The following is a 13,599-nucleotide window of genomic DNA, read 5'->3' on the forward strand; positions in this document are numbered from 1 at the left end:
AGCTAATTTTTAGTTTTGATGAAGATACTGCTGCATTTCTTAAAATTGCGATCTTTCTATTTAATTATGCGTAAACATATTGCCTAAATTTTCGATATCGCACACATATTCTTTCTATTTTTTATTAATATTGTTTTTTTGAGTTGCTTTTTTTTAGATAATGCCATTAAAGCAGGATAGTGCAGGACGGTTGTAATGTATCATCGTTATATTTTTGGGATACAAAAAAATAAATGTGTTTTTAACATTTAATTTTATCGCTTTAAGTTTTCATTAGAATCTTAGAGAAATAAAGAGGCACATTTACCATGACTAACTAACATTAAATAATAACCTAACCAAAACAAAAACATTTATGAAACAAGCACTTATAAAAAGATGTAGTTTTCTTTTGTTTACACTGATGAGTGTGCTGAGTTATGCTCAAACAACAAACAGTCAAGGAACTGTAACCGTGACAGGAACGGTTACAGATAATTCAGGAGGAGTAATGCCTGGAGTAAACGTAACTGAAAAGTCTACAAAAAATACTGTTACTACAGATTTTAATGGGCAGTATCAAATTAAAGTAAAAGCTGGAGGAACATTAGTTTTTTCTTTTATTGGAATGAAAAAGAAAGAATTACCTCTTTCAGGAAGAACAGTGATTGATGCAAAACTAGAAGAAGATTCAAATCAATTAGAAAATATTGTAGTTGTAGGATATGCAAGTCAAAAGAAAAGTCATCTTACAGGTTCAGTAGTGACCGCTAAGATGAGTGAAATTTCAGACCTGCCTGTTGGTGATTTAGGAACTGCTTTGCAAGGACGAGTTTTAGGAGTTGGAGTATCAGGAGGATCAACAAGACCTGGAGCAAAATCTAATTTAACGATTCGTCAGCCTTATTCATTAGCAAAAGATGGTGGAAATCTTAATCCATTATATGTAATTGATGGTGTATTACAGATTGACGCACAAGGTTTAAACGACAGTACTTTGTTTGATAACTTAGACGCATCTGAGGTTGAAAGTATCTCGTTTTTGAAAGATGCTGCTGCCGCTATTTATGGAGCTCGTTCTGCTCAAGGTGTTGTTTTAGTAACAACTAAAAGAGGAACAAAAGGTGATCCAAAATTTACTTATAGTGGTTCTTACGGTACCAACGACAAAACGTACCAGACAAAAACGTTAAATGCATATGAGTTTGGAAAGTACGTGAATATAATGAATGGACCTAATGGTTACAATCAGCCTGTAACAGATCCTCAGTATTTCTTTTCAGATGATGAATTGGAATATTTTAAGACTTTAAAGAACACCTATTTGGATGATGAATGGAAACCTTCTTTTAATTTAAGACAAAATTTAAATGTGAGTGGTGGAACAGATAAAGCAACTTATTTTGCAGGAGTTTCTTACTATAAACAAAATGGTAACTTAAGTACTCTAGATTATGAAAAGTGGAATTTTAGAGCAGGTACTGATATTAAGTTATCTAGTAATTGGAAAGCTGGAATTCAATTGTCTGGTTTTTACTCAGATCAAACTAAAACATTTAATAAAATTGGAGGAGAGGTTGAAGAGAATGATTACAATAAATTATTGATGCACGTTCCGTATATTCCAAATTATGTAAATGGACTTCCAATGGAGCTTCCTAACAATAATGACGGTAATCAGCGTTATCACTATAACGAAATTAAGCGTTTAAATAATCTTGCTGAAACTACAGCTACTACAATGACCATAAATATGTACACAGAGTACAAATTTCCTTTCGTAAAAGGATTAATGGCTAGAGGAGCATATGCTAGAACGATGGGCAGTGGCAGAGGAACTCAAGTGGGTACGGGATACACATTGTATCAATTTACAGGTTTGGGAACTAATGGTCATATTTATAATGATGATATTACAACACCACCGCTTAGATCAAAATTTTATGATAACGGAAATCGTTTGTATTTTTCAAATACAACAAATTTATCTCAACAGTATAATTTAAACTTTTCTTACGATCGTACTTTTGGAAAACATAACGTAAGTGGTTTATTTGCAATAGAAAGATCTGAAGCAACATCTAATAATGAAGTTGTTTTTAAATCAAACGTTCTAGAAGGTACAAATGGGCAGTTTAATACAGCGACTGGGCCAATTGATGGTTCTACTACAAAAAGTGAATCAGGATCTTTATCATATGTTGGAAGGGTAAATTATGCATATGATGACAAATATTTAGCAGAGTTCTTATTTAGATCTGATGCTTCTACAAAATTTGCTCCTGCAAACTATTGGGGTAATTTTTATTCAGCTTCTGTTGGATGGGTAATGTCAAAAGAAGACTTTTTTAAATCTTCTGTTATAGATTTTCTTAAAGTAAGATATTCTGTTGGTCTTTTAGGAAAAGATGATACTAAGGCTTGGTTATGGAGACAACGTTATACTTTCCAAGGTTACAAAGGTGGTGTTTTTGGAGGAAATTCAGACCTGACAAATGGATGGAAAATGGAGGCTTCTCCAAATCCTGACGCAACTTGGAGTGATGAACTTAAAATGAATTTTGGTGTTGATGCTAGATTTTTGAACAATAGATTAAGCGTTACAGCAGAATCGTATTATAATGTAGGAACTAATTTGCTTTTAAACAAAACAGGAAATCTTCCTTTTACTATTGGAGGAACAGTAGCTGCGCAAAACTATGGCTCTGTTGATACATATGGTTATGAATTATCTGTTGGCTGGTCTGATAAAATTGGTAAAGACACAAGTTATGGAATTGATTTACGTTTTGGCTGGTCAGGAGATAAGGTTATTAAAGGAGATTTTAATGACGAGGACATCTTAAAACCATGGAATCCTAAGCCTGGATATTCATCAGATAATGGAGTTTGGGGATATGATTACATTGGTATGTTCAAAACTCAAGAGGATATAAATGCATATGTGAGTAAGTATAATATTACTTCAGTATTTGGAACAGCAGTAGCAAACCTTAAACCAGGAATGTTGTATTACTCAGATGTAAGAGGTGCGTATTTAGGAAATGGAAAATTTGCTGCTCCAGATGGTATTATAGATGTAAACGATCAAGTACAGCTGGCTTCAAAAGCAAATACTCAATATTCTATAGGAACTACTTTGCGTTTTGCTTATAAATCATTTAGTTTGAATACAGTTGTAAATGCTTCGTTTGGAAATGGATGGAGCGACATTGGAAGCCAAGCAAGAAAATCTTTAAAAACTAAAATTCCGCAAATAGTAGATAATACAGTTTCAATTTGGAATGATATATACGATCCAACAGTTAATCCAAACGGATCAATGCCAAATCCAGCTTTTGAATCTATAAACTCAGTTGCATCTAAATTTTGGGAAGTTGATTCTTTTAGAATCGCTTGTAGAAACATAACACTAAGTTATGCATTGCCGGAAAATGCTTTAAAGGCTCTTAAAATGAATAGCTGTAAGGTAAATCTTGTGGCACTTAATCCTTTTAATCTTTATAATCCATATAGTTTTCAGGAAGCTAACGGTAGTTATTTAGATTATCCTACTTTACGAACAATTTCTTTGGGACTTAATTTAGGATTCTAATAACTCATAAAATACGATATTATGAAAATAAAATATATAAAAATAGTAGGTTTAACTACAGTTTTAGCAGCTTTATCTTTGGCTAGCTGTAATGATGATTTTCTTGAAGAGAAAAAAGATTTTAACGGTGTAAATGAAGATGTATTTAAAGTTCCTTCATTAGCTACTGGATATGTTGATTATGTTTATGGATTGTTTTTGCCAGGAAATAATGCAGCAGTTAATACATAGGATTTAGCAGCTGGAGGAAATGACGATTTTTCGCAGACAACCGAAGAGTTAACAGGCGAAGTAAATTGGAATAAAATTTGGGCAACTATTTCTCCAAACAATGCAAACTGTCTTCCTTATATTGGAAGCAGAGTCTCTTCGAGTATTGCAAACAATACATGGACGAGATTAAGACAGATTAATATCTTCTTAGAGCAAATTGATAAAAATGGAATGGCCGATGCAGATAAAAATCCGTTAAAAGGACAGATGTATTTCTGGAGAGCCTATCAATATTATGAAATGGTAAAACTGTATGGTGGTGTGCCAATTGTTTTAACAGCTCAAAATCCTATTATCGATGAAGGATCTACCGTTTCTCAAATTCCTAGAAGCCCAACATCAGTATGTATCGAACAAATTGTATCAGATTTAGATAAGTCAAAAGAGTTATTGAAAGATGTAAAATGGACTACTGCAAACTGGGGTAGAATTACAGCAGGAGCGGCAGCTGCTTTTAAAGGAAGAGTATTATTAACATGGGCAAGTCCGCTTTTTAATCCAACAGATGATGCACAAAGATGGAAACGTGCCTATGACGCAAATCTTGAAGCAAAAACGCTGTTAGAAGCAGATGGAAAAGGACTTTTTTCAGTTGGAGGAACAGCAAATGGAACTGCATGGGGAAATATGTGGCTTGCAGAAGTAGGAAATCCTGAGGCAGTTATCGTTTTTGGATTTAACAATTCTACAATAGTAAATGCTCAAAAAAATAATGGATGGGAAAGAGCAGTAAGATCTAAAGCATCAGGAGGAAATGGAGCTATTTCACCTACCAAACAAATGGTTGATGTTTTTCCTATGGCAGATGGTAAAAGTATAGTTGGAAATCCAGCTTACAATCCTGTATTATTCTATAAAAATAGAGATCCTAGATTTTATAAAACTTTTGCATATAATGGTGCAACTTGGAAATATGCTGAAAATACAGCATTTAAACAATGGACATATAGTTGGTATAGTAAAGCGCCAACTACTGCAGCACCAAATCCTGATAAATTTACAGAGACATTAGGAGCTAACTCAAGTGGAATTTATCTTAGAAAAGCAACAAATGAAGCATCAAGCAGTTCTGCAGGATATTTGAACAGCGGAACTGATTATATGGAAATGCGTTTTGCTGAAGTTGTTTTGAATTTGGCTGAAAGTGCAATTGGTATTGGTAGTTTGGCAGAAGGAAAAACTTTGATCGAATCAGTTAGAGCTCGTGCAGGAATTACAAACGGTGACGGACATTATGGTTTGGCTGCGGTAAGTTCAAGAGATCAGCATTTTGCAGCAGTATTAAACGAAAGAACAATTGAGTTTGCATACGAAAATAAGCGTTTTTATGATTTAAGACGTTGGAAACTTTTTGATGCTGGTGCAACTGCATCAAGACTTGGAGTTAAGCCATTGAATGGAACAAGAAGAACCGCTTACTACATTGTAGCGAAAAAAGCTGATGGTACAAATTACATCGGAACTGCTGATCCATTTTATGTAGCAACGGGTAATGCACCTGTGCTTAATAGAGAACCAGCTTCGTTTCCTGTAACAATAAACGGAACGACATTGGCAAATTTTGATGCGTATTTAGATTATATGTATACCAATTATTTTAAAATTGTAGAAAGAGATAATTTAGATCCTACAACAAATAATTGGAAGTTTACATGGTATAATGAATACTATTTCTTCGGAATTTATCAATCATTATTAGACTCTTCTCCATATTTAGAGCAAACTCAAGGATGGGGCGGATCATTTGACCCACTTAAATAATAGTTTATAATACAAAAAACAGTCACCTGTATTTCAAGAATACAGGTGATTTGTTTAAAAAGAATTACCATAATTAAAAAATAACATGAAAAATTCCGCATTATTTATCACAGCTCTGCTTTTTTTGGGAAGTGCAAAATGTTTTGCCCAATATCCAAAGATAAGTCCGGAAGTTCAAGCGCAGGAAAAAGCAATTAAAGAAGAAGCCCAAAAACTTTCTGATGAAGCTTGGGAAAAAGCTTTAGTTATTATTGAAGAAGAAGCAAAACATGGAAAACCTTATATTCCGTGGGCAGCAAGACCAACCGATTTACCACAGGCAGAAATTCCTGCTTTCCCGGGTGCTGAAGGAGGCGGAATGTTTACTTTCGGTGGTCGAGGCGGAAACGTTTACACTGTAACAAGTCTAGAAGACCGCGGACCTGGAACATTGCGTGAAGCATGTGAAAAAGGAGGAGCAAGAATAGTGGTATTTAATGTTGCTGGAATTATCAGATTGAAAAGCCCGTTAATTATCCGTGCACCTTACATTACAATTGCAGGACAGACAGCTCCTGGTGATGGTATTTGTATTGCAGGAGAATCAACTTGGATCGATACGCATGATGTAATTATCAGACACGTACGTTTCCGTCGTGGAGAAACTTTCGTAGGCCGTCGTGATGATGCTATCGGAGGAAATCCTGTTGGAAATATCATGATCGATCACGTTTCTGCAACTTGGGGATTAGACGAAAATATGTCAATCTACAGACATATGTATAATCCAGGACCAGGTTACCCGGATATTAAAGTTGGAACGGTAAATATTACAATCCAAAACAGTTTGTTTGGAGAAGCATTAGATACGTACAACCACGCTTTCGGAAGTACTTTGGGTGGAGAAAACTGCTCTTTCATGAGAAATATGTGGGCGAACAATGCAGGAAGAAACCCTTCTATCGGCTGGAACGGAATTTTCAACTTCGTGAATAACGTAGTTTTCAACTGGTACAACAGATCTACAGATGGCGGAGATTATACAGCAAACTACAACATCATCAACAACTTTTACAAACCAGGTCCAGTTACTGATTTGACACAGCCAATCAGCTATAGAATTTTAAAGCCAGAATCTGGAAGAAGCAAATTACCATACATGGTTTTTGGTAGAGCATATGTAAACGGAAATGTTGTTAATGGTAACGATAAAGTGACTAAAGATAACTGGGATGGCGGAATTCAGTTAGAGAATAAAAAAGGGGAATTAATGACGTATGATGAAGCAAAGGAGTATTTCGCTAAAATGAAAACAGATAAACCTTTCCCAATGCCATGGTTCAACAAATTTATGACTGCAGAAGAGTCTTATGAGTTTGTTCTTAAAAACGTTGGAGCAACTCTTCCAATTAGAGACAAAGTAGATGAAAGAATCGTAAGAACTGTAAAAACGGGAGTTCCAGAATATGCAAAAGGATTAGAGAAAAAACAGTTCTACCAATTCGAACATAGACGTTTACCGATGGATTCTTATAAAAAAGGAATTATCACTGATATTTCTCAAGTAGGAGGATATCCAGAATACAAAGGAAAACCTTATGTAGACAGTGACAAAGATGGTATGCCGGATGCATGGGAGAAAAAATACGGTTTAAATCCAAACGATCCATCAGATGCAAAAGGAGATTTAAACGGAGATGGTTACTCTAATATTGAAGATTACATCAACGGTGTAAATCCTGCAATAAAAGTAAATTGGAAAGACTTGGCTAATAATAAAGAAACATTAGTTAGACCTTTATTAGATTTAAAATAAGAATCGGTTAGATTAGAAACAGCAGAATAAAAATCTGCAAATCTGCTAAATCTGCGAGAGAAAAAATTAGCCCGAAGATTTAGCAGATTAAGCAGATTAAATATTGTAATTCATAAAATTTATTAAGATGAAATTAATAAAAAGTATAGGTGTTTTAATGATGTTTTTAGTGTTTGGGAGTAATATCGCACAACAACATTTAGATCCTGAATATGTAAAAGTTACTAATGAAAGAGCAGCAAAAATCGTTACCAAATTAGATTTGAAAAACGAAGCAAAAGAAAAAGCAGTTTCGAACATAATCGCTCAGCAATTTAGAGATTTAACTGAAATTCAAGATGGAAGAGATGCTGAAATCAAAAAAGTAAAAGAAGATACGAGTTTAGCTAAAGAAAAGCAAAACGAGAAAATTGATAAACTAAAAGCAAAAGCCGACGAGTCAATTGCAAAATTGCACAAATCGTATATCAAAAAATTAAGTAAAGAATTATCAGAAGATAAAATCACAGAAGTTAAAGACGGAATGACTTACGGTGTACTTCCTATTACTGTCGCAGGTTACAACGATATGCTTCCAAATTTAACAGCAGAGCAAAAAGACTACATCTACAAAGCTTTAGTTGAAGCTAGAGAACATGCAATGGACGGTGGTTCATCTAAAGAAAAACACGGCTGGTTTGGTAAATACAAAGGAAGAATCAATAACTATTTATCAAAACAAGGTTACGATTTAAATAAAGAAAGCGCTGACTGGCATAAACGTGTTGAAGAAAGAGAAAAGAATAAAGTAAAAGATTCTACTGCAAAAGAATAATTTTCTGTTTAAAAACTTGCACCAAAAACTATTAACTACAACCACATACAATTCAATGCAAAATTTTTTCCCAAACCACACTTTAAAAAGAACATTTATGGCATTGTCATTTTGTTCGCTTGTGTCATCGGCTTATGCACAATACCCCGTAATTCCTAAACCTGTTCAAGAAAAAGCAGATGCTCTTTTAGCAGATGAAGAAAAAAGGCTGAACGAAATTTGGAATACCAATTACCACATTATTAAAGAAGAAGCAAAACAAGGAAAACCTTATTTACCTTGGGCTTCGTATCCAAAAGATTTTGTAGTAGCAGATATTCCTGCTTTTCCCGGAGCTGAAGGAGGTGGAGCATACACACAAGGTGGTCGTGGCGGAAAAATATTTGTGGTTACGAGTCTGGAAGACAGTGGAAAAGGAACTTTTCGTGAAGCTTGTGAAGCCGTTGGAGCGAGAACTATTGTTTTTAATGTTTCGGGAATCATTCAATTGAAAAAAAGAATCAGCATGCGTGCGCCATACGTTACGATTGCGGGACAAACCGCTCCAGGCGATGGAATTTGTATTGCAGGAGAAACTTTAGAAATAGATACACATGATGTTATTATCCGTCACATGCGTTTCAGACGTGGTGCAACCGAAGTAACAAGAAGAGATGATGCTTTGGGAGGAAATGTAATTGGAAATACTATAATTGATCACTGTTCTGTAAGCTGGGGATTAGACGAAAATATTTCACTTTACAGACATCAGTTTGCAGCTAATGCAAAATCAAAACTAGAAAAATTACCAGCTTGTAATATCACAATTCAAAACACTATTTCATCAGAAGGTTTAGATACTTATAATCATGCTTTTGGAAGTACAATTGGCGGATTAAATAGTACGTTTATGCGTAATTTATGGGCAGACAATATTTCTCGAAATGCTTCTATCGGAATGCATGGCGATTTTAATTTTGTGAATAACGTAGTATTTAATTGGTGGAATCGTACTCTCGATGGAGGAGATTATCGTTCGATGTTGAACATCATCAACAACTATTTTAAACCAGGTCCGGTAACGCCGGAAAATGAACCTATTGCGTATAGAATAGTAAAACCTGAATCAGGATATATTGAACCAAAACAATACGGAAGAGCTTATGTTTCAGGAAATTTTATCGTAGGTTCTCCAGAAGTAACTGCTGATAACTGGAATGGCGGAGTACAATTAGAAAGCCTTCCTGAAGCTGAAACTAAAGAGTTTTTAGCCGCAATCAAACAGCCAAAACCGTTTTCAATGCCTGCATTTAAAATTATGAAAGCAGAAGAAGCATATGAATATGTTTTGACCAATGTTGGTGCGACAATTCCGAAAAGAGATGCTGTTGACGAAAGAATTTTAAAACAAGTTAGAACAGGAAAAATCGAAGTTAAAGACGGTTTAGAAAACAATATCGGAAAAGAATTTATTAAAAGAAGATTACCAGCAGACTCTTATAAAAAAGGAATCATTACGCATCCAGATCAAGTTGGCGGATATCCAACTTACAAAGGAAAAGCCTATAAAGATTCGGATAATGACGGAATTCCAGATGCTTGGGAAAAGAAATATGGTTTAAATCCGAATGATGCTTCAGATGCCAATAAAGATGCAAACGGAGACGGATATACTAACATCGAGAAATATTTTAACGGTATCGATCCAAACAGTAAAACAGATTGGACGAAAATTGAAAATAATACGGATACATTGGCAAAATTAAAGTCTTTATTACAATAATGATTTTAATCAGTTAAATATTCTAAACACCAACCTGACAGGTTTTCAAAGCCTTTCAGGTTTCAGTACAAAAAGAATATCCATCTAGTTTGTCATTTCGACGAAGGAGAAATCACACGAGTAATTCGACAAAGATTGGCGATTTTCAGAGTGGAGTTTCTAGTGCGATTTCTCCTTCGTCGAAATGACAAGATTATGGAAAAAGACAAACCTAAAAATTATATGAGCTTATATTACTCATATGGTTTAATTTTAAAGTCTAAAAAAATATTAAGGTGAATTTTATCCAGTTAAAAAATACAATCTCCCTTCAAAAAGATAAAATAGTTTTGTCTGGTTTGGCGATGCTTTTCAGTATAAACATCACAGCCCAAAACAATTTCCCAGATATCATCAAAACCAAAGAAGGAAAACTTTCTTTCACAACAGATAATCTAGGAAACCAAATTCCAGATTTTTCTTTTGCAGGATATAAAAACTCTGAAGTTGCCCTTCCAAATCTGGAGAACAAAATTTTTGTTTCTAAACAAGAAGAATATGCAACGCAGAAAATCCAAAACGCAATTGATTATGTAAGTGCATTAAAACCAGATAAATCAGGATTTCGTGGAGCTGTTTTATTGGACAAAGGAACTTTCAAAATCAGCGGAACATTATACATTAGAAAATCAGGAGTTGTTTTAAGAGGAAGTGGCAATTCGGAAAACGGAACCGTACTTTTAGGAACCGGATTAGAAAGAGAAGCTCTAATTAGAATTTTAGGTGAAAATGATAAAGCGTATAAAGACTCATTTGAATTTGCGAATGCTTATACACCACTTGGAACTCAGAAAGTCCAATTAAAAAACACATCAAAATTAAAAGTTGGAGACGAGATCGAAATTAGTAAACCCTTAACGGATAACTTCATTAAAGAAGTTAAGATGCAGGATTTCGGCGGAGAAACTTCTTGGATTGGCTGGAAAAAAGGAGACTGGATTACAACTTGGAATCGTGTCGTAACTAAGATCAACGGAAACGAAGTAACCGTAAATGCTCCAATCACAATGTCTTTGGATGATGTTTTCGGAACTTCAAAAGTAACCGTTTACTCATGGGCAGGAAGAATTGAAAATAACGGAGTTGAAAACATATTAATAAAATCAACTTACAATCCTTCAAACTTAAAAGACGAAGAACATAGATGGCAGGCAATCAGCATTGAAAACACCAGAAATGCTTGGGTAAAACAAGTTAATTTCAAACACTTTGCAGGAGGAGCCGTTACGATTTTAAAAACAAGTCAGCAGATTACAGTTGAAGATTGTATTGCAACAGAACCGATTTCTGAAATTGCTTCTTTTAGAAGACATACTTTTTATACCGAAGGTCAGCAGACTTTATTTCAACGTTGTTATTCAGAATTTGGATATCATGATTTTGCCGTTGGCGGATTTGGGACAACAGGTCCAAATGCTTTCGTGCAATGCGAATCACATTTACCATTCGAAAACAGCGGCGCAATTGGAAGCTGGGCAACAGGAGTTTTATTTGACATCGCTAATATCGACGGAAAAGCGTTAAGCTACAACAACAGAGAACAAGGCGGAAGAGGCGCTGGATGGACAGCCGCTAATTCTGTAATCTGGGAATCATCAGCATCAAAAGTAGAATGTTATAGTCCGCCAACAGCACAAAACTGGGCTTTTGGAGTTTGGGGACAATTTGGAGGAAACGGACATTGGAAAGACGTAAATGGACATATAAGCCCAAGAAGTTTATTCTACACACAGTTAGAAGCCAGATTAGGAAAACTTCCAGTGCAGCCTTTTATCTACGATTTAGGTTCAGAACCCTCTTCAAGTCCGAGTATAGAAGTGGCTGCAGAATTGACTAAAAATTCAGCAACAACCGCAAAAAGTTTACAAGAATGGATTGCAGAAGCTTCAAAAGCAAATCCGATTAATACAGACAGTAAAGGTTTAAAAAATGCAAACGATTTAAAAGCTGCATCAAATAAAACTGAAAAATCAACTTCTAAAATAACCACAGAAAATGGCTGGTTAACTTTTGACGGAAAAGTAATTGCTGGAAAAGAAACCAATGTAGCTTGGTGGAGAGGTGATTTAACCGATGATTTCGTAAATAAATCAACACCACACATCACTCGTTTTGTTCCGGGAAGAACAGGAAACGGATTAACAGATAAAGTACAGGAAACGGTAGATTATTTGACTAAAAACAATATCGTTGCTTTAGAACATAATTACGGTTTATGGTACGACAGAAGAATGGATGATCACGAACGTGTTCGTCGAATTGATGACGATGTTTGGCCTCCGTTTTATGAACAGCCTTTCGCAAGAAGCGGAAAAGAGTTAGCTTGGGATCATCTAAGTAAATATGATTTGACAAAGTTCAACGATTGGTACTGGAGCCGTTTAGCTCAGTTTGCAACGCTGGCAGAACCAAACGGAGAATTGTTAATCAATCAGCAATATTTTCAGCACAACATTTTAGAAGCTGGAGCGCATTGGGCAAGTTCGCCTTGGCGTTCAGCAAATAATATCAACAGCACAGGATTTCCGGAGCCACCGCCTTACGCAGGAGACAAACGTATTTTTATGGCGGAGCAGTTTTATGATATTACCAATGCTCAAAGAAGAAAATTACACGAAGGGTTTATTAGAAAATCATTTGAGAACTTTCAGGAAAACAGTAACGTAATTCAGTTAACAAGTGCCGAATATACAGGTCCGTTGCATTTTATGGAATTCTGGCTAGACCAAGCCCAAAAATGGAAGGATGAAACTGGTAAAAAAGGTTTGATTGGTTTAAGCGCTACAAAAGATGTGCAAGATGCCATTTTAGATGACACCAAAAGAGTAAAAACCGTTGATGTAATCGACATTCGTTATTGGTATTATAAAGAAGATGGTTTTGCTTATGCACCGCAAGGAGGCGTAAACTTAGCACCAAGACAACATGCAAGAAAACTGAAAACAGGAAAAGAAACGGATAATCAGGTGTATCGTGCTGTTCGTGAATACCGAGAAAAATATCCTGATAAAGTCATTTTATATTCAACAGACGGTTCTTCAAGATTTGGATGGCCGGCTTTAATGGCGGGTGCTTCATTGCCAAACATTCCGAAAATCGAATTGCCTCAGTTTTATGATGCTTTAAGCGAAATGAAATTAGTTGACGGAAATATGTTTTCAGACAATCTTTGGAAGTTAGAAAATAAAGGGAAAAGTTATCTTTTTTACTTGAAAAATGACCAAGATATCACAATCGATTTATCAAATGAAAAGGGAACATTTGAAGTATTTGCAATCAATGCAGCAACAGGAAATATAACAAAAAAAGCTAACATCAGCGGAGGAAAACAAGTGACAATCCCACAAGCTGAAATAAAAGAAAAAGTGCTTTTTGTAATGAAAAAGTAAAAAAGGGGTTTGCCACGAATTCACGAATTAATCAGATTAAATAGAGAATAAAATCTGCTGAATCTGCTCAAATCTGCGAGAGAAAAATTTCACACAGATTTAAAAAAGATTTAAGCAGATTTAGCATATTTTTTTAAATTTTAATCTGCACAAATCTGCCAAAATCAGCAGAATCTACGTGAAATAAAACAC

At 35.1% G+C, this 13,599-nt stretch carries 7 protein-coding genes; all 7 read left to right on the forward strand.

The genetic code is table 11. The features are described from left to right. The first annotated feature begins 355 nt into the window (after window positions 1-355). The 7 genes from B0A75_RS13510 (at window position 356) to B0A75_RS13535 (ending at window position 13,407) form a co-directional block, all read left to right on the forward strand. Complete coding sequence (locus B0A75_RS13510; RefSeq protein ID WP_089054806.1) at window positions 356-3,574, forward strand: SusC/RagA family TonB-linked outer membrane protein; 3,219 nt, start codon at window positions 356-358, stop codon at window positions 3,572-3,574. A gap of 21 nt (window positions 3,575-3,595) precedes the next feature. Then, complete coding sequence (locus B0A75_RS20615; protein ID WP_208861270.1) at window positions 3,596-3,805, forward strand: hypothetical protein; 210 nt, start codon at window positions 3,596-3,598, stop codon at window positions 3,803-3,805. 144 nt (window positions 3,806-3,949) lie between these two features. Continuing rightward, on the forward strand, window positions 3,950-5,608 hold the full coding sequence (locus B0A75_RS13515) for a RagB/SusD family nutrient uptake outer membrane protein (RefSeq protein WP_262490107.1): 1,659 nt from the start codon (window positions 3,950-3,952) through the stop codon (window positions 5,606-5,608). A gap of 85 nt (window positions 5,609-5,693) precedes the next feature. Beyond that, window positions 5,694-7,403, forward strand: coding sequence for a polysaccharide lyase (locus tag B0A75_RS13520; RefSeq protein WP_089054807.1), 1,710 nt, complete (start codon window positions 5,694-5,696; stop codon window positions 7,401-7,403). A gap of 127 nt (window positions 7,404-7,530) precedes the next feature. Continuing rightward, entirely contained in the window at window positions 7,531-8,217 is a 687-nt protein-coding gene (locus B0A75_RS13525) for a DUF3826 domain-containing protein (protein ID WP_244284399.1), read from the forward strand. Window positions 8,218-8,272: 55 nt separating this feature from the next. Next, window positions 8,273-9,979 (forward strand): polysaccharide lyase, encoded by a 1,707-nt coding sequence (locus B0A75_RS13530; RefSeq protein WP_089054808.1) that lies wholly within the window; start codon window positions 8,273-8,275, stop codon window positions 9,977-9,979. Between the two features lie 275 nt (window positions 9,980-10,254). Then, the gene (locus B0A75_RS13535) at window positions 10,255-13,407 is read left to right on the forward strand and encodes a DUF6298 domain-containing protein (RefSeq protein ID WP_244284400.1); all 3,153 of its coding nucleotides are present in this window, start codon (window positions 10,255-10,257) and stop codon (window positions 13,405-13,407) included. Window positions 13,408-13,599: the final 192 nt, after the last annotated feature.

The sequence above is a fragment of the Flavobacterium oncorhynchi genome, from assembly GCF_002217355.1.
Lineage (GTDB): Bacteria > Bacteroidota > Bacteroidia > Flavobacteriales > Flavobacteriaceae > Flavobacterium > Flavobacterium oncorhynchi.